Source organism: Undibacterium sp. TJN19, assembly GCF_049339485.1.
Classification (GTDB): domain Bacteria; phylum Pseudomonadota; class Gammaproteobacteria; order Burkholderiales; family Burkholderiaceae_D; genus Undibacterium.
In genome coordinates, this window is record NZ_JBMPPL010000001.1 from 164,511 (window position 1) to 186,740 (window position 22,230).

Below are 22,230 nucleotides of genomic sequence, written 5' to 3' on the forward strand. Positions count from 1 at the left end.
TAGTAAGATGGCCAAGGTCAAGATCAGTCTGTCCCGACAAACATTGGTCGTTGCGAAACCAAAAAACTGACAGATCGCACTACAAACCTCTACAAACATTCGCCACAGCGGTCAAAGCTGACTATACGACCAAGTTGTTTAAGGTCATGGCAAGGTGCTTTTATACCCATTACCGAATCAAAATCAAAATTTTCTACCGACACGGCAAGTTTGACTACCTTGGGCAATTTGAAGGTATTTTGCGTATAATCATGCCCATGGAAAAGATTTTGAAACGCATGAAGCTGCATGTCTGGCTCGCCTGTCTGGCGATACTGTTCAATGCACTTGCGCCTTCCCTTTCTCATGCTCTGGCAATGGCTGACAACAAATCCGGCTGGCAGGAAATCTGTTCTACCACCGGGTCGAAATTTGTTGCGACTGATCAGGGCAAGCTCATCAGCAAGACCACGAAAACACCGGCAGACAAAGTTACGCATCACCTGCAACATTGCCCTTACTGCAGCAGTCATGCTGCATCATTCATCCTGCCTGCCACCGATAGCATGCGCTTTGCCATTGCTGGCGGGCAGGCAGTATACCCATCGCTGTTCTACCAATCACCCTCCCCTTTGTTCTCATGGTCACGCGCCAATCCGCGCGCGCCACCACAGTTTTCCTGATCACCTTTAAACATCCCTGATTTTTTCCCTTGAGGGAATTCAGGCATTTACACGTGCATACACAGGAGGGCTCATGTCAGCCTATCTATCATTGACACGCACTTCGGCGGTGTCATTGTCATACTCAACACCGGCGAAGGATTGAACATGCAACGCCGATCTTTTATACGCGCCCTGACACCTCTGATACTTGGCGCAGGGTTAGTCACGCTTGCGGGCTGCCAGCGCAGGGCAGAGAAATTTACTGCCATCGATATCACGGGTGCCCCTTATGGGCAGGCATTGCAATTGCAGGGTTCTGACGGGCGCGCGCACAGCCTGGCTGACTTCAAGGGGCAATATGTGATGCTATTTTTTGGTTTCACGCAATGCCCGGATATTTGTCCCACGGCGCTGACACGCGCTGTCAATATCCGCAAGCAGTTGGGCGCAGACGGCAAGCGCGTACAGGTCTTGTTTGTCACCATAGACCCGGAACGCGATACCCAGGAACTGCTGGCAGAATACATGCGTGCTTTCGACCCGAGTTTTCTCGGTCTGCGGGGTAGCCTGGCAGAAACTGCGCAGGTCGCAAAAGACTTCAAGGTGTTTTACGAGAAGATACCTAACGGCAGTTCTTACACCATGGATCACACCGCCATCACCTATGTGTTTGATGCCGCCGGGCGCATACGCCTGGCCTTTAAACATGAACAGACTGCGGCTCAGTGTGCACAAGACCTGCGCACCCTGATGCAGTCTGCATCGACTTTACTTTAAGGAACTTTCATGAAAATCAAATTCAAAACCGGTGTATCTGCATTGACACCACTCGTATTATTGCTAAGCTGCCTGGGCACGGCACAGGCGCAAGTCAAAGTCAATGATGCGTGGGTAAGGGCAACGGTGGCGCAGCAAAAAACCACGGGTGCATTCATGCAAATCACGGCTGCGCAAGACAGCCGCCTGGTCGAAGTACGTTCACCGGCGGCCGCCACGGTCGAACTGCATCAGATGGAAATGAAAGACCAGGTCATGAAAATGCGTGCCGTCGGCAGCCTGGATCTGCCTGCTGGCAAGCTGATTGAATTAAAGCCCGGCGGCTATCATGTGATGCTGATCGACCTGAAAGCCCAGGTCAAAGATGGCGACATGATACCCATCACCCTTGTCATCGAAAACAAAAACAGGAAGCGCGAAACCCTTGAAATCAAGGCACTGGCAAAGCCCTTGAATCAAAGCAGCAGCAGCGCCATGCAGCACTAAAAACTTCAGGAAATCTCATGCGCACAACAATCAACACTGCGTCCCTGCTGGTCAGGGTATTTCGTAGCTTCAATGTGGCAGCCATTTGCGCCCTGGGCGTATGGCATGCCTATGTTTTTTACCTGAACCAGCATGTTCAAACGCGACAAACCAGGCCTGCATCACCCCGCATAGAATTCCAGCGCATCGATGAACCAGGCAAGACAAACACCTCTACTCTACAGGTCTGATATGAAAAACTACGCACTCTTTATTCTGGCTGCCTGCTTCGCCCAGCATGCCAGCGCCCACATCACTTTGGAACAAACCAGCGCCAATGCAGGTGCTTACCAGAAGCTGACATTCAAGGTCGGCCATGGCTGCGAAGGCAGCGGTACGAATAACATTACCGTCCACCTTCCAGATGGCGTCATGGGCGCGAAACCCATGCCCAAGCCAGGCTGGAAAATCAATATCGTCACAGAAGCCCTGGCCAAAGCTTATCAGTCGCACGGCAAAACCATCAGCAAGGACGTGACCGAAATAAGCTGGAATGAAGGCTTGTTGCCCGATGCGTATTACGATGAATTTTCCATCCACGTCAAGCTGCCCGACACGCCGGGAAAACTGTATTTCAAAGTCACGCAGCTTTGCGAAAAAGGCCGTCTGGACTGGATAGAAATACCCAAAGACGGCCAGAGCGGGCAAGACCTGAAGGCACCTGCGCCCATGCTGGAAGTGACGACCAAAGCACCAGTCAACGGCACTCACCAGCACTAAGACTTGTTGCAAGCTGAAAGACATTGAAGCTTGAGCAGAAGCCGAGTTCACAACCGGCTTCGCATCCAAGGATGACAGCACATGCAACATATAATTTGCGGCGGCGCCCCTGATATTGAGGACAACAGTGGCGCTGCCTATTTTTTCTTCGTCCCCGCCGACCGTGTCAGACCAAAACGTTGAAGCATGAAGTCGATAAAGGTTAATAGCTTGGGCGTTGGCTGGCGGTCACGCGGATACAGCAAATGCATGGGGCGCGGTGCGGGCACATAGTCATCCAGCAAAGGTACCAGGCGGCCGGCGGCAACTTCGCTGGCAAGCAGTATTTCTGACTGCATGACAATCCCAAAACCAGCTACGGCAGCGCACTTCAGTGCCTGGCCGTTATTCGAGCGCAGGCGGCTGACGGGGATGCTCGATGCATCTTCTGTCAGGCGCCATCGCACATGCTTGTTCCAGTGCAGAAAATCCAGGCATTGATGTTGCACCAGATCAGCCGGGGTCTGTGGTATGCCTTTGCGCGCCAGGTAGGCAGGTGCCGCGCAGATCATCATCCTGTAAGGCTGCAACGCCCTAGCGATGAGGGTGGAATCTTCCAGCGTGCCTATGCGTATGGTTGCGTCGAAACCATCGTCAACAACATCCACCAGGCGGTCATTGAGGTGCAGGTCGGCCTGCATTTCCGGGTATTGGGCCAGGTAATCCACCATGGCAGGGGCCAGCAATTCACTGCCGAAAGTGACGGGCGAACTGATCTTCAGCAAACCCCGCGCACCGCCACGCAACCTGGCCGCACCTGATTCGGCATCCCTGATCTGCGCCAGAATGGCCTTGCACTGGTCGGCATATTGCATGCCCAGTTCTGTCAGGCTCTGGCGACGCGTGGTGCGTGTCAGCAGGCGTGCACCCAGCAGGCTTTCGAGAAAACCGATGTGCTTGCCCACCATCACCGGAGAAATATCGCATAGGGCTGCCGCAGCCGTAAAACTGCCTGCATCGACAACGGCGACAAACACTTCCATGCTGCGTAATTTATCCATTTTTCTCTGTATGACGGTTTATTACTAACCATCGCTTAGCAATTTATAAAATTCTAACGCATTTATCTGTATTTCAAAATGCCTGATACTTCATCCCATGCAGTAAAACAGAATTCAACAAGACACCTGGCTTTTATCGCCACCTCGTACTCAAAACAAGCTCAAGGACATGAAATGAAAATCATCATCATCGGTGCGCATGGCACCATAGGTAAAGCCGTTGCCAGTGAACTGGCAGCACGACATGAGATCATCCGCGTTGGCCGCAGTGCTGGCGATTTTCAGGCAGACATCAGTGACACGACCCAGATCCGCCAGTTGTTTGAAAAAACCGGCAAGGTCGATGCGGTGGTGGTTGCAGCCGGGCATGTACATTTTGGCCCTCTGGCAACGATGCAGGAAGAGCATTTTCACATCGGTCTCAATGACAAGTTGATGGGCCAGGTCAATGTCGCGCAGATTGCCCGTGACTACCTCAACGATGGCGGCTCCATCACCCTGACCAGCGGTGTTGTCGGTGACGAACCCATACGCAATGGTGCCAGTGCCGCGATGGTGAATGCTGCACTGGAAGGCTTTGTGCGTGGTGCAGCGATCGAATTGCCGCGTGGCTTGCGCATCAATGTCATCAGTCCTGGCTTGCTGGAAGATTCTGTCGCCGTATTTGGTGAGTATTTCCGTGGTTTTGAAACAGTGTCATCGCTACGTGTAGGGCAGGCGTATAGCCGCAGTGTCGAAGGTGCGCAAACTGGCCAGGTATACCGGGTGCGCTAGGTCAGGCGTGAAAGCCGGGCGCAAACGCATTTGCGCCCGTAATGCCGGCCAGGTCCTTCCGGCGTCGCTCTAGAACTCATTTCATAAATAGGGATGAGATGCGTTTGCCTCATAGCGTGGGCTGGCAAGGCGGACGAGGCCGTCAATAGTGGTGCTATTGACAACGAGTCCTACACAGTCGAGCCCCCGCTATGAGGCAAACCCTTCGGGAACTGACGATTTGGGCGCATTGCTGCGTTGCGCCGCTTGCAAAGGCGGACGCCTTAGCTGCGCGTCACGCCTTGCACTGCATCCCAAATCGCCTTGTTCGCATTCACCCCTATTTATGAAATGAGTTCTAGTTAACTGGTTTGCCAGCCCCATACGTGGAACCTATCATGCGCTGGGCTATGGGGTTGCCCTGCGCCGCTGCCAGCCTGAATAGATTATGCGCTTCGACCTTGTCCTGTTTAACACCACGGCCATATTCATACATCAGACCCAGATAAGCCTGGCCGTTGGTATTGCCCTGGGCGGCTGACAGGCGATACCATTTCAGGGCTTCGGCGTAATCCTGTGGCACACCCTGGCCTTTTTCATACATGAAGCCCAGAGAAGCTTGTGCAAATGCATCATCCTGTGCCACAGCCAGCCGGTACCATTTCAGGGCTTCGGCATAGTCTTTTTTGACGGTCTGGCCAACAGCGTACATGACACCCAGATTGCCCTGTGCGATGGCATAACCCTGGTTTGCCGACAGACGATAATACTTAAGCGCGGCAGCCGGATCACGTGTGCAACCCTGGCCTTTTTCCAGCATGACGCCGAGGTTATTTTGTGCAACGGCATTGTCCTGCGCGGCGGCCAGTTTGTACCATTTGACAGCTTCGGTATAGTCCTGCGGCACACCGCGCCCGCGTTCACTCATAAACCCAAGACTGGCTTGCGCCATGGCACTGCCGTTGGCAGCGGCCAACCTGTACCATTTTAAGGCCACATCATAATCCTGTACCACGCCATGGCCTTTTTCATATACCTTGCCCAGATTGGCCTGGCCGTTGGCATTATTCTGGTCTGCGGCCATGCGGTAATACTTCAAAGCCTGCGTATAACTTTGTGCAGTTGCCAGGCCACGTTCATACATGACACCCAGATTGCTTTGTGCTGCTGCGTCCCCTTGGGCTGCCGCGATCTGGTAGAGCCTCAATGCTTCAGGATAATCCTGCTTCATCCCTTCTGCATAAAACAGGGCAACAGCCAGATTGAACTGACCTACGACATAGCCGCTATCTGCAGCCAGGCGAAACCATTTGCCCGCTTCAACCAGATCACGTGGTACCCCGGTGCCGTTTTTATACAAGACGCCCAGGTTGTTTTGCGCCAGTGCATCCCCCTGGCTTGCTGCCTGTTTGTATAATTTGATGGCTTCAGCATGATCCTGTTGCACACCACGCCCAAATTCATACATCAGGGCCATGCAACTCTTTGCCAGCGCACTGCCATTGTCGGCTGCCAGCCGGTACCACTTCAAAGCCGCCGTATGGTCCCGCGTGACACCCTGGCCTTTTTCATACATATTGCCAAGGCCGACTTGTGCCGTGACAAAGCCCTGCTCTGCACTGAGCTTAAACCACTTCAAGGCTTCTACCTCATCCCTGGCGACGCCGCGCCCCTTCAAATATTGGTTGGCAAGATTGTATTGTGCCTGTGCATCCTTGCTGGCAGCCAGCAGATACCATGTATGCGCAGCCACATCATCTTGCGGCACACCCTGGCCACGCGCATAACTCACGCCCAGATTATTCTGGGCAATCGTGTAACCCTGCTCTGCGGCCATGCGGTAATAGTTGACGGCTTCAACAGGATTTTTTTCCATGCCGAGGCCACTTTCGAGCATCACGCCCAGGTTGTTCTGAGCGCCTGCATGTTTCTGTTCTACCGCGAGACGAAACCATTTTTGCGCTTCGGCATAGTCTTGCGCAGTGCTGTCGCCGCGCAGGTACAGCAAACCCAGATTATTTTGTGCTTGAGGGTTGCCCAGCTCTGCAGCCTGCCGGTACCACTTGATGGCCTCTGCTTCATCTTTTTCTACGCCCTGGCCCCTGGCATACATGGCACCCAGATTATTTTGCGCATCACTGTATCCCTGCGTGGCTGCCAGTTTGTACAGTCTGACGGCCTGTACATAATCCTGCGAAACGCCTTTACCCAAAAAATACATATAGCCGAGGCTGGACTGACCGGCAGCATAAGCTTGCGCTGACGATAAACCATACAAGCGCACAGCTTCTGCATCATCCTGGCGCACACCCTGCCCCAGCTCATGCCGCAAACCCAGCTGGTACTGCGCCCGGGCATCACCAGCTGCGGCCCTCACCTGTACCTCTTTCAACAGTTTGGCTTTTTTCTCCGTCTCGATATTGGCATTGCTGTTTTCTATGGGCACGGCCAGCGCGTCAGGTGGGGTGAGCCCAGATATGAACAGGGAAGTGAGCAGGGCTGCCAATAAAATTGGTTTCATATTTTTAAAATCCGGGACATATCAATTGACGACAGTGCCAGCACAATCGCACAGGCACTCCCTACTTTACAGGCAATTTTCAAATTTCTGTTTTTTGCACTGTATGGTTTTTGCTTCTGCTTTGCTGATCTGGTCCGGTGTCATTTTTCCCGCCAGGCTGTCGCGTTTTTTTTGCGCACCCGTATTGGCAGCAAGCGCGCTGAGGCTGTACCACATATACGCCAGGACCGGGTCTGGTGTGACCTCCAGCCCTTTTTCATAGATTTCACCCAGGCTGCTTTGCGCAACAGGGTCACCCTGCACAGCAGCCAGACGATATAACTTCAGGGCTTGCACATCATCTTTTTCCACCCCCTGCCCCTTGCTGTAGTGAAACGCCAGATTGACCTGCGCGGTAGCGTTGCCTTTGTCGGCGCTGAGCCGGAACCATTTGACGGCTTCGACATAATCCAGCTTGACACCGCGACCACTTGCCAGTTGCACACCCAGATTGTTTTGCGCAATGATATTGCCCTGCTCAGCCGCCAGTCGATACCATTCTGAGGCAGTCGCACTATTTTGCATGACACCTTCACCTCTTTCATACCTGACGCCCAAGTTGTTTTGCGCCGTAGCATTGCCTTGCGCTGCGGCCAGGCGATACCAGGTCACGGCTTCGGCAAAACTTTGCTCTACCCCGTTACCTTTGATATATTGTTCGGCCAGATTATTTTGCGCCGCGGCCAAACCTCGCTCTGCGGCCATTTTGTACCACTTGGCAGCTTCAGCAAAATCCTGATCCACACCTTGCCCACGTGCATACATCAAGCCTATGTTGTTTTGCGCGATCAGGCTATTTTTTACCGCTGCCAGCCGATACCATTTCATGGCCACCGCATAGTCTTGCTCAACGCCGTTACCGTTCAAATACATGGCACCCAGGTTTGCCTGGGCGGTCGTATAGTTCTGTTCAGCCGACAGGCGGTACCATTTCAGTGCTTCGAGATTATCCTGCTTCACACCTTGGCCCCGCGCATATTGCACACCCAGGTTGTTTTGTGCCATGGCATTGCCTTGCGCTGCCGCCAGGCGGTAAAGCCGGACGGCTTCAACAGCATCCTGTTTTACCCCTTTGCCATTGGCATACAAAAGACCAAGACTGGCTTGTGCTTCAGCAAAACTCTGGGCAACAGCCAGCCGGTACCATCTGATTGCTTCGTCGATATCCTGTTTGACACCGCGGCCATACTCGAACATTTCGCCATAGCGATGCTGTGCCAGCGCTTCCCCTTTTTCGGCGCGCTCTGACAGATCTTTCATGTTCACAACCGCTGTGATGGTAGGGGCAAGTAATTTTTCTTTCGCCTGCTTCAGCTCATCGGCTTGCCTGGCATATGCCGGTACAGGGTGCAGCAAAACCTGTGCACAAACCAGCAAGACGGTACCCAAGCTCAACGCGCCAGAAAAATTTACCATTGGTTGACGCGCTGTTTTGTGTGCTGTTTTGTGAGCTGTTTTGTTTGCCGTTTTTCTGATGGATTTGCGTATTGGATCGCGTATCGGCTTCATCATGTTCGCTTTAATCATGCCTGGTATTTTCAAGATGCGGATGCTCGGAATTTATCCGCAATTTTTAAAGTCCTGCTTTTTGCATTCTGCCGCCAGGTTATCGGCTTTGACTATTTGCGCAGCTTTCATTTTCTTTGCCAGGCTGGCTTTTTTCTTCAATGCCTCGGGATATGCAGGCGTGGCAGCCAGCGCAAACCACATATACGCCAGTGGGATATCAGGCTTGACACCCAGGCCCTGCTCGTAGCTGGTAGCCAGGTTGAATTGCGCATATCCGTCATTTTGCAGCGCGGCCAGGCGATAAAATTTGAGTGCATCGGCATGGCTTTGCGGCACACCCTGCCCTTTTGCATAGCGCATGCCCAGGTTGTTCTGGGCCGCTGCCAACCCCTGGTCGGCTGCACGCCGCAGCCATTTCAACGCGGCTTCCACGTCTTTTTCCACGCCCTGCCCATTCAGGTAAAGCATACCCAGATTGTTCTGTGCGCCGGCATGCCCTTTTTCAGCAGCCAGTGTGTTCCATTTTACGGCTTCGGCATAATCATGTGGCACACCTTGCCCCTGGGCATACAACAAACCCAGATAGTATTGGGCCTGCAAATTGCCCTGTTCTGCTGCCGGGCGCAATAACTTGAGGGCTTCTGCATCATCGCGCTGCGTGCCGCGGCCTTCCATCAACAACAAGGCCAGGTTGATTTGCGCAGTCGTATAGCCCTGCGCAGCTGACAGACGATACCATTTCACGGCTTCAGCATCGCTTTGCGGCAAGCCCTTGCCTTGCGCATGCATATTGCCCAGATAGAATTGCGCACTGGCGTCATTTTTTGCAGCGGCCAGGCGATACCATTTCAGCGCTTCCGGCAAATTCTGTGGCACCAGTTTGCCACTGGCATAAATTGCGCCGAGGCTGGCTTGCGCCTTGGCGTCGCCAGTGGCGGCGGCCAGACGATACCACCTCAGTGCATCATCGGTGTCCTGGATAACGCCCTGGCCTTTTTCATAGGCATAAGCAAGATTGACACGGGCATCGGCATTGCCCTGGTCTGCGGCCAGGCGATACCAGGTAACAGCTTCAGCATAATCCTGACGCACACCCAGGCCTGATTTATACAACAGGCCCAAGGCATACTGGGCACCGGCATGGCCTTTTTCAGCGGCCTGCTGATACAGGCGACGCGCATCGTTATAACTTTGTCGCACACCTCTGCCGGTCTGGTACATGGTGGCCAGATTATATTGTGCCAGCGTATTTCCCTGTGCCACGGCCTTGTTGATCCAGGTCAGCGCATAGCCGACGTTTTGCACGACACCCTGACCATCCAGATACATCATGCCCAGATGCGCCTGTGCCGGTGCATTGCCTTGCGCGGCTGCCTGCTTGATCCAGTTGGCGGCTTCGGCATAATCCTGCGCCACGCCATTGCCCTGTACGTACATCAGGCCCAGATTGCTTTGGCCTTGGGCGTCACCCTTTTCTGCTGCCTTGCGATACCATTTGACGGCCTCGGCCATGTCCTGCTCAACGACATCGCCGAAAAAATACAACTGCCCCAGATCATTCTGCGCCCTTGTATTGCCCTTTTCTGCCAAGTCGCGCAATGCCTGCAAGGATTTGGATTTATCACCACCAAGCGGTGTGATACCTTTGAAATCGATGTGTCCAGTGGGCTCATCAGGATAGGCCAGACTGGCCACGGGATGCATGATCAGTGCAAAACTGACCAGCAGTAAAATTTTTTTCATTGATTTTCTTGAATTGTCTGCAAAAGCTGATAAAGCCAGCCAACATGCTAACAACAGGGTCAGGCTTTGGCAATATTTGTACCCTGTTTGTACAATATTTTTGCATGGCAGCATTCAAGCTGCCCATTGCGCTACCACTTCGGTGCAATATAGTCACCGGGCATGATGTCATATGGGCCAGCCCAGCCAGGTAATGCCTGGATACGATCCAGCCATGCGGCGATGTGCGGGTAGCGCTCGCGCACGCCATAGGCGCTTTCATTCTCTGGATAGAACAGGTAAGCGCATAATGAAAAATCGGCGATGCTGATCTGTTCACCCAACAAAAACGCACGATTTTCCAGGTGCTTTTCGACAATCGAAAAAGCTGCATCCATCCTGCTGCGCAACCAGTTCATGAGGGTGATATCAGGCGCGGCAGGGCCAAAAGATTTCATGAAACGGTAAGTGGCAAAATAACTGGTGAACTTGTGGTTGTCGAATAATATCCAGCGCAGGATCTCGCGTTTTTCAGCTTCATCATTGCCACCATAGACCGCGTATTTATCTGCCAGGTAATGTAGAATGACGCCCGATTGCGTCAGTTTGATATCGCCATCTTCCAGCACCGGTACTTCACCCATTTCATTCGCGGTTTCACGCCAGTCATCACCACGGGTGGCACCATGCATGTAATCCACAAATTCAGCCTGCCAGGGGATATTCATCACGCGCAAAGCCAGAGCGACTTTGTAACTGTTACCAGATTGACCGAAGCAATGCAGTTTGAGCATCTTGATATCCTGTATGAAAGTGGCACGAAGTAACAAAAAACGACCATCATTCTAACCCAGGCAGCTGTTTTATTATTGCGCCTGTGCTTTCAAAAACTGTCCGGTCTTTTCATCGGACGGATAAAATAATTCCACGCATAATTCATGCAGGGTAATGTCACGCGGGCTGCCAAAAGTGGTCAGGGTGGTGAACAATGACAGTACATGACCGTGTAGTTCCAATATGCAAGGCACCAGCAAGGCGGGTTCATTTTTGATGCCATTGACGGCATCAACTGTGGTGTGTTCTTTCAGCGCGATCACGTTAGGGTACGCATAGACTTCTTGCGCCAGCGCCGTGAGCGCTTCATCGCGTGCGCTGAGCATCAGCCTTTGCAGCACCTGCAAAAGATAGCCGCCCCACTCATTGAAGTTTTTGGTGTAAGCCGCAAAACCTTGTGGGTGCAGGCTGGCACGGAAGATATTGATGCCACCCAATGTTAATTCCGCCGGCAGCAAACCCATGAGTCTTGCCGCTGCATGGTTATGCAATACCACATTCCAGTGGCGGTCAAGGGCCACGCCTGGATAAGGGTCATGCGTATCCAGCAGTCGCTGCACGGCAGCCCTGACCTGCACCATGCGGGCAGAATCAAGCCCCTGCTCGGTATATCTGGGCGCATAACCCGCCGCCAGCAGCCAGGTATTGCGTGCCCGCAAGGGCACATCAAGCTGGCTGGCAATCGTCATCAGCAGTTCGGCACTGGGTCTGGACCGCCCAGTTTCAACAAAGCTCAAGTGCCGGGGCGAGATGGCGATATCCAGCGCCAGGTCCATCTGACTCAGTTTGCGCTGGTTGCGGCATTCGCGTATCAGCTCACCTATCGAAGCATCATGCCCTGACTGCTGCATGGATTGTGCACCAAGTGGTGTTTTCGTTGAAGTGCTCACTCATCGCCTCCGTTTTCCTGTTATCACATGAAGTACCAGAGTCAGCATTATGGGCTTTTTTTTCCGCGCAGCCATTACCTCTGAGGTAATCGACTTGCTGCACGCAAAGCACGAAACTGCAAGCTCCTTAACCGAACTGGAGATTGATCATGACCACCGTTACTTCAAAAGCCACTGCAAATACGGATGCCGCCAATGCCGCTACCAATGCCATCACCGGATTGAATCCAAGAACAATTTTTTTATTCGACGCACTGACCTGTCTCGCCATGGGCATTTTGCTGGTGGCTGCGGCTGGCGTGCTTTCCGGCTTACTGGGTCTGCCAAAAAATTTCATCTTCATGGCCGGGCTTGCCTTGTTCCCCTGTGCTGCGCTGATGTGGTTCACCAGCCGTGCCGGCACGCAAGAACACCCGCCTGCCGCGTTGAGTTGGCTGGTCATCATCGGCAATGTTGGCTGGGTCATCGCCAGCATATTGGCGATCGAAGTCTGGTTTGATGCAACCGTGCTGGGAATGATCTTTGTCGCAGCACAAGCCCTGGTCGTCGTGACGCTGGCAGTGCTGGAATATCGCGGCTTGCGCAAATGAAGGGAATCAGCAGGCGCTGTAACAAGTGTGCCGCAAACTCTACCGCAAACTGAGCAGCAAATTGAGCAGAAAGCGCCTGTTGATCAATTTGCGGTATGATTGCCATATTCGCAATACCAAGACTATGTCATCTGATGAAACTGCCTGCTCTGAAAAAACACTGTGCCAGCTTTATCGGTGCGCAAGAAAGACTGTCAGCTGCACCCAGCAATATCCTGGTGTACAGCATTGACGATAAAACGTTTGCGTATTTTAAAACCAGCGAACCGGAACAATGGCGTTTCAGCATACGGGTTTCACCCGACCGTTTTCTTGAACTCACCGACACCCCCGGCGTCAAACCGGCCCGCTACATGGGCCGCTTTCACTGGGTGACCATCGTTGATATAACGACATTCCCGGAAGATTATCTATTGGAACTGCTGGCCTATTCTTACCGCAAAGCCTTGTCGGGCTTAACAAAGAAAAGGCAGACCGAGATTTTGCAGGGGCAGGCCGCTTAAGCGCGGTCTGCACGTAGAGCATCATCACGTTATCGCTTTTCCTGCTCTGTGCAAATAATCTGAGCAATGACAAAACGCCTGCTGACTTCAATGATCGCTAGTGGCTGTGATGTGCTGTGTCCTTTGCTGCGCCCGGTATCACCTCGCCGCGTTCCATTGCCAGGCGTTTGCTCAATAAGTCGCTGGCTTCTTTTGCATAATCGCGGCAACCATTAGCGTCGATGAATGGATTGCTGTCGGCCGTACGTTTGGCAGCTTTTTCCATGACATCGGTCATATTGGGATGTACAGAAATAATGATGTCGCATTTCAGCGCTGCGACCCTGGCGATGCTGGCTGCGAAGGAGACGGAAATATCGGCGGTTTTATTCTTGCCGTTGCCCTGATCGCTGCTATTTCCTGTATATCTGAAATCACCACTGGCATAGGGATTGAGGCTGTCGGCATAGACCACGTTCAGACAACGCGAGCCTTCGCAGGAAACCCAGGTCCAGGTCGTGCCGCCGGGTGTATGGCCAGGCGTCATATGAGCAGTGAGGCCCAGCGGGCCTGCTGTCACGACATCGCCCTCGCCTATCACCTTGACCTTGTCTACCCTGGCGATGTTGATCACAGGCGTGGCCTGGTATTGCGGATCATCAACCCCATTGGTGCCGCTCTGGAGTACCTTCGCAGCCGACGCGCTGGCCACCACGACGGCCCCCGTCGCGCGTTGCAGTGCGTGTATGCCGCCGGCATGATCCCAGTGCGCATGTGAATTGAGGATGAATTTCACGTCCTCGACACGAAAGCCGAGCGCCCTGATATTTGCTGCTATCAAGGGTGCCGATTGGGGCATGCCGCCATCCAGCAGGATATGACCCTTCGGGCCAGTCACCAGCACGGCTGACAAGCCTTTGACACCAACATACCAGGTGTTGCCAAATATATTGAACGGCTTGACTGGCTGGTTCCATTCTTCGCAACTATCACAGTTGACCGGTGTATCCGGGGTCTGTGCGCTGACGTTGCCAGCGATGCTGGCCATTAACAAAAAAGCGATAGCTAAGATCTTCATGCATTTCTCTCCAGGGGAATATTGTTCACGCAAGATGTAGAATAACATTTCTAGAAAATTTATTCTAGAAATAATTTTCTATTTCGTGACTACCCGGGAAACAGCGCTATCAATTCTATTTAAAAGATATAGTCTAAAAGAGGCTGGTTGCGCGGGTTTAACTGGCCGCTGGAAAATGCTCTACATGCGTTTCACCACGACGGCCAAAATAAATCACATGCCGCCCGTTTATCCAGACCAGATAACCGACACAACCGGCAGCCATGGAGAGTTGCAAAAATTCTGGATATTTCACCGCACCAGCTTGCGCACCACGTATTGCCGCCTGCAAGGCAGCCGTATCAAAATTTTCAGCAACCGGTATTGCCGGTGCATGCAGCGCGATCACCATCGTTTCACCGTCTGGCAGGTAGTAAGTTGTATCCGCATGACGATAGTCTGCATGATAGGACTCAACTCCCGCCACCATCAGCTTGCCGACAATGGCGCCAAAACTCATCGTACCTGCATAAGACGCCTGCGCGCATTGCGTGATGGTTTCGCTGACTGTATTTTCCATTTTTCTCTCCCGGTCATCAATATTCAATGGCGGTGCTTTAGTCCACCGGTAATTGTTTCAGCCCGCACATGCTGACTATGAGTTTCATGCTGCTCATCAACTCTTTGCGCTCAGTTGCGCTCAGGTGACCAAAAAATGCCTGGTCATTCTGATCAGCCGATGCAGCCAGCGTTGGTACCAATGCCATGCCAGCTTTGGTCAGCATGATTTGCTGCGCCCGTTTATCGGTATCCACAATGACACGCCTTACCAGACCTTTGTCTTCGAGGCGCGTCACGATCTTGGACACGGCCCCTTTTGTCATACCCAGTGCATCCATCAGGTCCGCAGCAGAAAATACTCTGGTGCTGCCGGTATGCCCTGCGGGATACAAGGCGCGCAACGCTACCCATTCAGACACGGAAACACCATTCGCTTCCACCATGCTGGCAAACTGGCCCGACACATGATTCGATACATAGCGCAGCCAGAAACCCAGATGCGATTCAAGTTCACTGACTGTGCCTGCATGTGCAATGGCGGGCTCTGATGGTTTCACTTTTTTCATATTCATCGCAATGGCGCTTATCACAGGTATGCGCATCTTATGTCTGTTACGGTTTGATGTGATTTTAGTTTCCACGGAAACTATTTGCAAGTTTTATTTTGAATCGCCATGACAAGGCATGAAGCCTGCCAGCTTGCCTGTCAGGCACAGCGCAGTGCTGTCTCAATACACCGGCAAACGGCTGGACGACTTTATCTCGCGCAAGGTCAGGCTGGAATGGATGGAGGTCACGCCAGGCAGGCGGCGCAGGATATGTTCAACAAATTCGCCATAGCGATCCAGGTCTTCGGCAACCACCTGCAACAGGTAATCCGCCTTGCCGGTGATCTTGTGGCAGGACAAGACTTCTGGATAAGTCAGCACGGCCTCTTCAAACCGGTCTGCCGAATCATCGGTATGGATATCAAAACACAGGTGCACAAAGGCCAATACATCAAAGCCGAGTTTGCGGCGGTTCAGGTTAGCCTGATAACCTTCAATAAAACCCTCTTCTTCCAGCCTGCGTATGCGACGCCAGCATGGCGTCACACTCAGCGACAGGCGCTCTGCCAGCTTGGCGTTGGACAGACTACCGTCTGCCTGCAATTGACGCAGAATGTTTAAATCAACGTCATCCAGTGGCTTTTTGAGGTGTTTGTTTTTCATTTCGTCTATTTTTGAGTTGATTTGACTCAAATCATAAGCTTGCATCAGGCAATAAAGCAAAGTAATTTCTGCCTGGCAGGCTCATAATCATTCCCGTACCGACCGTCAACCCTAGCCTGCGAGAGCAAAAAAAAATGCTGACCATCTATAGTGACAAACACCATCTGCATCACGGCACGGAACTCAAAGACGGCATGTTGAAACCCTGCGTGGAAATGCCGGGCCGCGCTGATACCGTCCTGGCGCGCATCAAAGACCTGGGTTTGGGCGACATCATCGCGCCGCATGATTACCCGGTCAGCATGTACAGCCCGGTGCACAGTGAGCGCTATGTCGATTTTCTGCAAAATGCCTGGGCCAACTGGGCAGCCTTGGGCCGTCAACATGATGCGCTGCCGCTGGTCTGGCCGGTGCGTGATTTGCGCACTGATATCGAACCTGTTCACATCGACGGTAAACTGGGGTTTTATGCGATGGATGCCGGGGTACCTATCACGGCAGGTACCTGGGAAGCAGTATGTGCCAGCGCCAACCTCGCGCTGACTGGTGCCGACATCATCAGCACTTCAGCAAATACCCGGCAGGCATTTGCACTGTGTCGTCCGCCTGGTCATCATGCATCGACAGAATACATGGGCGGTTACTGCCACCTCAATAATGCCGCCATTGCTGCACAGGATTTCATACGCCGCGGCGCTGCCCGCGTTGCTGTGCTGGATGTCGATTATCACCACGGCAATGGCACACAAGGTATTTTTTATGGCCGCAGCGATGTGATGTTTGTGTCCCTGCATGGCGACCCGCTGACTTCTTACCCCTACTTTCTGGGGCATAAGGATGAATGTGGGCATGGTGATGGCAGGGGTTTCAACCATAACTACCCGCTGCCGCACGGCACGAACTGGGATACCTACAGCCTTGCCCTGGCCGATGCCTGCAAAAAGCTGGCAGTATTCGCGCCAGACGCCCTCGTCATTTCATTAGGTATCGATACCTTCAAGGATGACCCGATCAGCCAGTTCAGACTGGAAAACAGCGATTACCTGCGCATGGGCGCCATGATCGCCACCCTTGGCAAACCCACATTGTTTGTCATGGAAGGTGGTTATATGGTGGATGACATCGGCGTCAATGTCGCCAATGTCTTGCTGGGGTTTGAAGGGGAAAATTAAAACGGCGGCAAAATCTTGCCGCCGTTTTTGCTGAAACAAGCTGAAGTAACCGGGTTATTTTTTTGCGAAAGTCATCACAGTGAACTGATCGTTCAGGATGGCAGGCAAATAGATGCGCCTGGTTTTCATATCCATGGCCATGGTCTTGGCACCCTGTGCGGTTTTGACATTCTCGACCACGGCATAATGATCGGCATCTTTCTGGCTGATGACTGTCAGGCTGCCACCACCATCACCATTGGAAGAAAAGATGCTGGCCGTTTCTGAATCATAGATGACGGCATCAGGATGTTCACCAATTGCCACGCGGCTGACCTGCTTGCCGGTTTTGGCATCGGTCACGACCATGGTCTTGTTATGACAGACAGAAAACAAGCGGCTATGGGCAACATCCATCGCCAGGCCAGTCGGCTCTTCACAATGCTTGAGCGGCCACTTGGCAACCAGCTGATTGCTGGCGACATCAATGACATGCAGTTCGCCCTTGTCTTCGACATTGAAATACACTTTGCCAGCGTTATCCGAGACGGCAAATTCAGGCCTGCCGGTGCTGGCGATGGTTGCCACGACTTGCAAGGTTTGCGCGTCTATCACCGTCACATTGGCCGATTTGCCATTGAAGGCAAACAGCTTGTGACTGGCGGGTTCATACAGCAGCGCATCAGGATTATGGCCGCTGACTTTGATTTCCTGTTTGACCGCCAGGCTGTCAAGATCGAATACCGTGACGGAGTCGGCACGGCCATTGCTGGTAAAGCCAATCTTTAAATCCTGTGCAAAAGCCACACCATGTACACCAGCTGTGTTGGCGATATCGCCAACCGGTTTGCCGGTCGCCAGATCCAGCACCTGTACATGATCGCTACGGCTCAGGAAAAGCCGGTTACGTACGGGGTCAATGTCCAGATAATCCCACTTGCTGGCTTTACCCAGGGGCCATTGTTGTACCAGGCCATAAGCTGTTTCAGCAGCCTGTGCCGGTATACATGGCAGGCTGCCAAGCAAGCTCAGCGATGCGCAAATCAGTATTTTTGCTTGATGCTTTTTCATAGGTTTCTTTATCGTCAGGTTAGGCTGCATTGAAATAAGAAGTACATGATCTTTATTGCGGGGCTTACTGGTTCGGGAGGATACGCATTTTTTTGCGCAGCCGCCACCAGTTCAACATGGTCAATACGCTGATCACCAGCAGGCTGGCCCAGCAGATGACCGCCAGCACACCACCTATCTGCGGCGTCCTGCCCAAAAACACCCAGAAGAAGAGAATATAGCCCGCCGGGAAACTGGCGACAAAGCTGATGATGGCTTTTGGTTTTTCTTTTACGGCCAATACAGCGCAAGGCAAAAAGAAGACAGTCACAATCGCCAGAAAATTGACGATGGCATTGGAAAAATTTCCTTCTTTCAATTCTTCCCAACCAGAATGCAGCATCTCTGTCGCATATAACACGTTATCTTGATTTTCAGCAGGCTTTGCTGTCTTGTTGGCGTCCGCCACTGATGCGCCAACTGCGTCAGTGCCCTGCTTTGGCTCTGATTTAAACGAGCAGGTAGAAAGCGGCAAGAAAAAACATAGCAGCAATAAGACCGAAGCGATTTTTCTGATCAGACTAAAAGTAAGCATGCCGGTTTCCGGTGAACGTCGCGCCCTGCGTTGAAGAAAAAGATTGAACACCCACGGTTATCAATCAATGAACCCGCACGCACTTTATCAAACCATGGGCGCTAAATATACTGCAAATGCCTGTACCGGTGGCTTAAAAAAAGCAGGGTACAGATAAACATCATCGATTCAATCAAAAAAGGAAAACACCATGTACTTACTCAACGTCAGCTATAACAAAGCCCCCGGCCTGGTAGAACCACATATCAAAGCCCATGGTGAATGGGTGGGGCGTTATCTGAAGGAGGGCGCATTTCTGTTTGCAGGCCCGAAAAAGAGTGGCCTCGGTGGCGTTATCGCGGTACAAAGCATGGCCAAGGAAACGCTCCTGCAAATGCTGGCTGAAGATTCTTATGTGCAACATGACGTGGCCGAATACCAGATCATCGATTTTGATTGCAAGGCAGCGCAGACCGCACTGGAAACGCTGAAGCTGGCTTAAGGGAAAAACCTCTCCTGCTCCCTCAACGATGCGAGAGCAGGAGATGTCAGCAGCCTTCATACGTACGGGTCTGCACGCACATGGGTTCGCCAAACAATTCCTGCCCCCTGGCATCGCCAGACAGGTACACACACACCTGGGCCCCCTGAGAGCCGCCGCTTTCGGTAATGAGATCAAGCCTGCCATCATGGTCAAGGTCACCCGCCCACAGCAGGTGATTTTCTATCTCATCGAATTTATTGATACTCATATAGCCGAGCTGGCTCATCCTGCCTTCGGAATAAAGCATGATCAGCGGGTATCCGCCTTGCTCTTCAGCCGGCTGTATCCTGAACTGGTACAGATGATGATTGAACTTGGTCTGTAAACGGCTGGGCAAAGTCGCAGGCAAAGCTGTCTTCAATATGCGGTGATAAGTTACCGGGCCAGTCATCACGGCGGGATGACGCAGCAAAATAACTGGATCGACGATGCTCGACGAAACGTTCGAAAAACTGCCACTGGATTCAATCTCAGGCAAAATTTCCGATTTTACCTGGGTGGCGCTTAGTCGCCATTGTCCGCCGTGACGCGTCAAGGCCAGCCATGGTCCAGTCTCCACATTCCGAGGCAGGTCAGCCGTGCAGACTGGCATGGGCAACAAGGCATCACCGGGCTTTTCTGTTGTCTGTGCCATCGCGGACATGCTGCGCAGGGAAAATATCCATGCAAATATCCACGCAAAACAGGGGCTGTTTATTTTTTTCATTCAGGCTGCGTAGTCCGATAATGTGACTTCCAGGTACTCCCATCAAGGCCGTATATACGCATACCCCTGCTGCTGGCGTTTGATTAGTTGTGAAACACCGGCTTCGACATAGCCCAGGTTATCGAGCATATCAGACTTGCTGAGTTTTTGGGCGCGCATGGTGTTTTCGCAAATCATGACTTGCGCACCAAGCTTCAACACTTCTTCTATGCGGCCTGCGACGGGTGATTCGAATTTGAACATATCGATACCAGGTCCATAGGCAACAACTTCAACGTCGACATTGTCCTTGCCCAGGTCCTTGATGACGTTTTTGACATTGCTCAATGTCAGTTCCCATTTTTTGCTGTCACCATCGCTCACCTGAAATACCACTTTGGATTTCTTGGTCGCCTGGGTTTTGCTTTCCTGTGCCTGCACGCTGGCTTGCACCAGACCGCTCAATGCCAATGCCAGAACCAGCAGGCGGGTAAAATAAGCAAGATGTGAGAGGCGTTTCATGACAGCTCCAGAGTTCGTATCGTGTCCGCAAAGATACCAGATTTATGCAGCCGTGGATGCGCCGGATTGAAGCTTATAAAGCTTTACGCCAAAAGACTTGACCATACCAAGAGAATGGTTATTTCGCCTGAAAAATGACATAAGGGATTGCCTGCCAGCATTATCTACATTAAAGTTGGCCTTTTCTTAATGAAAAATGCCTATAAACTAAGCTATCACGCAAGGCTGTGGCAGGATTTCCTGTTCGTGCCTTCAAGTTGTTTGACATATTGACATGCACTACATGCGCTTTAAGGGGCCAGCAACATGAAACCATTTTCTACGCTTGCAGGGCTGGCCTTGCTGATCAGCATAACCAGCACAGGCAGTGCGCAAGCGCAAAGCAGCTATACCCTCAATGTCAGTGAAGGCACGTCTGGCGGTCTGGATTCAGCACAGGTCATAGAGAAATACTCGGGTCTGGCAGAAGTCATGAGCAAGGCGCTGGGCAAAAAAGTGAATGTGGTGGTGACCCGCGAATTTACCCAGCTGGAAGAAGGCATGAAGGCTGGCAAGATGGATTTTGTGATTGCCCGCCCCAGTGATTATCCGGCGCGTGGCATACGTGATTACAAATACCAGTTGGTGTCCATTTCCAAGCCGGATGGGCAATGCCTGTTGATTGTACCCAAGGCATCACCGTTGAAAAGCCTGGCAGATGTCAAAGGCAAACGTATTACCCTGCCGGAAAAAATTTCATATATGTCGAAATTCTGTTCGGCTGAACTGACCCATAAGGGCTTTAACCTGGAAAAAGAGAAAGTGCAGTACGCCAAGGAACAGGGTGCCGTGCCATTTTATCTGGACACGATGCTGGCAGACGTTGGTGGTATCGCCTCTTATTCGGGCGTTGCCAAAAATCTGGAAAAAACCGGACACCGGGTCATACACAGCAGCCAGCCTCAGCCGTATCAGCCGCTGATCGCGCATGCAAAATTCACGGCAACACAAATTCAGGCATTGAAGAAAGAGTTGGGGCAACTTGACGAAAACGAATCAGGCAAAGCTGTTTTGAAACAGCTGGGCATCAAGGCATTTGATACCGGCAACAATGAGCAAAGCTTGCTCGATTTGCTGAAATGGCTGGGGTAGCACCAGTCTCTTGCTGCCTGGCATATTTCATTACATCACCTCAGGCATCCTGAATCAGCCCCAGACGTCTGACCGCACTGACGGCCTGGATGCGGTTGGCTACCGCCATTACCTTGAAGATGGTGGAGACATGCGACTTCACCGTCAGTTCGACGATATTGAGACGTCTGGCGATTTCCTTATTGGAATAGCCCTGGCACAGCAACAATAAAATTTCGTACTGACGACCGGTCAGATTGAACGCAGCCGCCTTGTCAGGCGCAATTTTCTGTTTGCGCACTATCCATTTTGCGGCCAGGCTTTCATGTGCCATGACTTTTCTGATGGTATCCGCAATGACCTCCAGGGATACCCTTTTGGATATAAAAGCCGTGGCCCCGGCAGCCAGGGCATGACCAACCTCGTGCCGGTCTTCTACGCCTGACAATACCAGGCAGTCAGTTTGTGGGTAGCGCGACTTCAGATATGCCAACGCGGCAATGCCGTGCATGCCTGGCAAACCCAAATCCAGTGTCATCAGCGTGAAATTGATGGCCTCTGAAAAACAACTGGCAATATCTTCTATGCAGCCAACTGAAAAGATATCGCTGCCCGCCAGCAATACCTGCAAACCCGCCACCAGTGCATCGCGGTACATGGGGTGCTCTTCTATGACTAAAACAACAGGGCGCATTGTTTCATCCGTATGTCGGTCTCAT

The 22,230-nt window shown here is 52.3% G+C and carries 26 protein-coding genes; 11 read left to right on the forward strand and 15 right to left on the reverse strand.

The genetic code is table 11. From position 1 onward, the window contains the following. Positions 1-257 precede the first annotated feature (257 nt). The 5 genes from ACO0LH_RS00700 to ACO0LH_RS00720 all read left to right on the forward strand — a co-directional run bounded on the left by ACO0LH_RS00700 (position 258) and on the right by ACO0LH_RS00720 (position 2,666). Positions 258-662 (forward strand): DUF2946 domain-containing protein, encoded by a 405-nt coding sequence (locus ACO0LH_RS00700; RefSeq protein WP_422939113.1) that lies wholly within the window; start codon positions 258-260, stop codon positions 660-662. A gap of 147 nt (positions 663-809) precedes the next feature. Beyond that, positions 810-1,421 (forward strand): SCO family protein, encoded by a 612-nt coding sequence (locus tag ACO0LH_RS00705; RefSeq protein WP_422939114.1) that lies wholly within the window; start codon positions 810-812, stop codon positions 1,419-1,421. Positions 1,422-1,430: 9 nt separating this feature from the next. Beyond that, a complete protein-coding gene (locus ACO0LH_RS00710) occupies positions 1,431-1,907 on the forward strand; it encodes a copper chaperone PCu(A)C (RefSeq protein WP_422939115.1) in 477 nt (158 codons plus the stop codon). 17 nt (positions 1,908-1,924) lie between these two features. After that, the gene (locus ACO0LH_RS00715; RefSeq protein ID WP_422939116.1) at positions 1,925-2,137 is read left to right on the forward strand and encodes a hypothetical protein; all 213 of its coding nucleotides are present in this window, start codon (positions 1,925-1,927) and stop codon (positions 2,135-2,137) included. 1 nt (position 2,138) lies between these two features. Then, positions 2,139-2,666 carry a YcnI family protein gene (locus ACO0LH_RS00720; RefSeq protein WP_422939117.1) on the forward strand — a complete coding sequence of 176 codons (528 nt, stop codon included), beginning with the start codon at positions 2,139-2,141 and terminating at the stop codon, positions 2,664-2,666. A gap of 137 nt (positions 2,667-2,803) precedes the next feature. Here ACO0LH_RS00720 and ACO0LH_RS00725 read toward each other — a convergent pair whose 3' ends face one another. Then, a complete protein-coding gene (locus tag ACO0LH_RS00725; protein WP_422939118.1) occupies positions 2,804-3,706 on the reverse strand; it encodes a LysR family transcriptional regulator in 903 nt (300 codons plus the stop codon). Between the two features lie 78 nt (positions 3,707-3,784). On the opposite strand from ACO0LH_RS00725, the gene ACO0LH_RS00730 reads away from it, so the two are divergent. Further along, positions 3,785-4,480 carry a short chain dehydrogenase gene (locus tag ACO0LH_RS00730; protein ID WP_422939119.1) on the forward strand — a complete coding sequence of 232 codons (696 nt, stop codon included), beginning with the start codon at positions 3,785-3,787 and terminating at the stop codon, positions 4,478-4,480. A gap of 337 nt (positions 4,481-4,817) precedes the next feature. Here the strand turns inward: ACO0LH_RS00730 and ACO0LH_RS00735 are convergent, their stop codons facing one another. The 5 genes from ACO0LH_RS00735 to ACO0LH_RS00755 form a co-directional block, all read right to left on the reverse strand. Then, positions 4,818-6,980, reverse strand: coding sequence for a tetratricopeptide repeat protein (locus ACO0LH_RS00735; protein WP_422939120.1), 2,163 nt, complete (start codon positions 6,978-6,980; stop codon positions 4,818-4,820). Between the two features lie 66 nt (positions 6,981-7,046). Further along, positions 7,047-8,435 (reverse strand): tetratricopeptide repeat protein, encoded by a 1,389-nt coding sequence (locus ACO0LH_RS00740; RefSeq protein WP_422939121.1) that lies wholly within the window; start codon positions 8,433-8,435, stop codon positions 7,047-7,049. 144 nt (positions 8,436-8,579) lie between these two features. Then, positions 8,580-10,271: an SEL1-like repeat protein gene (locus ACO0LH_RS00745; RefSeq protein WP_422939122.1), complete on the reverse strand. Its 1,692-nt coding sequence runs from the start codon at positions 10,269-10,271 to the stop codon at positions 8,580-8,582. Positions 10,272-10,402: 131 nt separating this feature from the next. Continuing rightward, positions 10,403-11,044 (reverse strand): glutathione S-transferase family protein, encoded by a 642-nt coding sequence (locus ACO0LH_RS00750; protein WP_422939123.1) that lies wholly within the window; start codon positions 11,042-11,044, stop codon positions 10,403-10,405. Positions 11,045-11,116: 72 nt separating this feature from the next. Then, positions 11,117-11,974, reverse strand: coding sequence for a helix-turn-helix domain-containing protein (locus ACO0LH_RS00755; protein WP_422939124.1), 858 nt, complete (start codon positions 11,972-11,974; stop codon positions 11,117-11,119). Positions 11,975-12,123: 149 nt separating this feature from the next. Between ACO0LH_RS00755 and ACO0LH_RS00760 the strand changes: the two genes are divergently transcribed. Together ACO0LH_RS00760 and ACO0LH_RS00765 are read left to right on the forward strand one after the other, a co-directional pair. Then, complete coding sequence (locus ACO0LH_RS00760) at positions 12,124-12,564, forward strand: hypothetical protein (RefSeq protein WP_422939125.1); 441 nt, start codon at positions 12,124-12,126, stop codon at positions 12,562-12,564. A 134-nt stretch (positions 12,565-12,698) separates the two neighbouring features. Continuing rightward, positions 12,699-13,067, forward strand: coding sequence for an MmcQ/YjbR family DNA-binding protein (locus ACO0LH_RS00765; protein WP_422939126.1), 369 nt, complete (start codon positions 12,699-12,701; stop codon positions 13,065-13,067). A gap of 97 nt (positions 13,068-13,164) precedes the next feature. Here ACO0LH_RS00765 and bla read toward each other — a convergent pair whose 3' ends face one another. The 4 genes from bla to ACO0LH_RS00785 form a co-directional block, all read right to left on the reverse strand. Next, complete coding sequence (bla, locus tag ACO0LH_RS00770) at positions 13,165-14,124, reverse strand: subclass B3 metallo-beta-lactamase (RefSeq protein WP_422939127.1); 960 nt, start codon at positions 14,122-14,124, stop codon at positions 13,165-13,167. 157 nt (positions 14,125-14,281) lie between these two features. Continuing rightward, a complete protein-coding gene (locus tag ACO0LH_RS00775) occupies positions 14,282-14,683 on the reverse strand; it encodes a DUF1398 domain-containing protein (RefSeq protein ID WP_422939128.1) in 402 nt (133 codons plus the stop codon). 37 nt (positions 14,684-14,720) lie between these two features. Next, positions 14,721-15,230, reverse strand: a complete 510-nt coding sequence (locus ACO0LH_RS00780) for a MarR family winged helix-turn-helix transcriptional regulator (protein WP_422939129.1) — start codon at positions 15,228-15,230, stop codon at positions 14,721-14,723. Between the two features lie 162 nt (positions 15,231-15,392). Further along, positions 15,393-15,875, reverse strand: a complete 483-nt coding sequence (locus ACO0LH_RS00785; RefSeq protein ID WP_422939130.1) for an Lrp/AsnC family transcriptional regulator — start codon at positions 15,873-15,875, stop codon at positions 15,393-15,395. A 134-nt stretch (positions 15,876-16,009) separates the two neighbouring features. On the opposite strand from ACO0LH_RS00785, the gene ACO0LH_RS00790 reads away from it, so the two are divergent. Beyond that, the gene (locus tag ACO0LH_RS00790; protein WP_422939131.1) at positions 16,010-17,047 is read left to right on the forward strand and encodes a histone deacetylase family protein; all 1,038 of its coding nucleotides are present in this window, start codon (positions 16,010-16,012) and stop codon (positions 17,045-17,047) included. Between the two features lie 54 nt (positions 17,048-17,101). On the opposite strand, the gene ACO0LH_RS00795 is transcribed toward ACO0LH_RS00790, so the two are convergent. After that, on the reverse strand, positions 17,102-18,097 hold the full coding sequence (locus ACO0LH_RS00795; RefSeq protein WP_422939132.1) for a YncE family protein: 996 nt from the start codon (positions 18,095-18,097) through the stop codon (positions 17,102-17,104). 64 nt (positions 18,098-18,161) lie between these two features. Further along, entirely contained in the window at positions 18,162-18,671 is a 510-nt protein-coding gene (locus ACO0LH_RS00800; protein WP_422939133.1) for a hypothetical protein, read from the reverse strand. 190 nt (positions 18,672-18,861) lie between these two features. On the opposite strand from ACO0LH_RS00800, the gene ACO0LH_RS00805 reads away from it, so the two are divergent. Beyond that, entirely contained in the window at positions 18,862-19,152 is a 291-nt protein-coding gene (locus tag ACO0LH_RS00805; protein ID WP_422939134.1) for a YciI family protein, read from the forward strand. Positions 19,153-19,198: 46 nt separating this feature from the next. Here the strand turns inward: ACO0LH_RS00805 and ACO0LH_RS00810 are convergent, their stop codons facing one another. Together ACO0LH_RS00810 and ACO0LH_RS00815 are read right to left on the reverse strand one after the other, a co-directional pair. Further along, the gene (locus ACO0LH_RS00810) at positions 19,199-19,900 is read right to left on the reverse strand and encodes a hypothetical protein (RefSeq protein WP_422939135.1); all 702 of its coding nucleotides are present in this window, start codon (positions 19,898-19,900) and stop codon (positions 19,199-19,201) included. 42 nt (positions 19,901-19,942) lie between these two features. Continuing rightward, positions 19,943-20,401: a DsrE family protein gene (locus ACO0LH_RS00815; RefSeq protein ID WP_422939136.1), complete on the reverse strand. Its 459-nt coding sequence runs from the start codon at positions 20,399-20,401 to the stop codon at positions 19,943-19,945. A gap of 306 nt (positions 20,402-20,707) precedes the next feature. Between ACO0LH_RS00815 and ACO0LH_RS00820 the strand changes: the two genes are divergently transcribed. After that, on the forward strand, positions 20,708-21,532 hold the full coding sequence (locus tag ACO0LH_RS00820; RefSeq protein WP_422939137.1) for a PhnD/SsuA/transferrin family substrate-binding protein: 825 nt from the start codon (positions 20,708-20,710) through the stop codon (positions 21,530-21,532). A 40-nt stretch (positions 21,533-21,572) separates the two neighbouring features. Here the strand turns inward: ACO0LH_RS00820 and ACO0LH_RS00825 are convergent, their stop codons facing one another. Continuing rightward, positions 21,573-22,205, reverse strand: coding sequence for a LuxR C-terminal-related transcriptional regulator (locus ACO0LH_RS00825; RefSeq protein WP_422939138.1), 633 nt, complete (start codon positions 22,203-22,205; stop codon positions 21,573-21,575). Between the last annotated feature and the right edge of the window lie 25 nt (positions 22,206-22,230).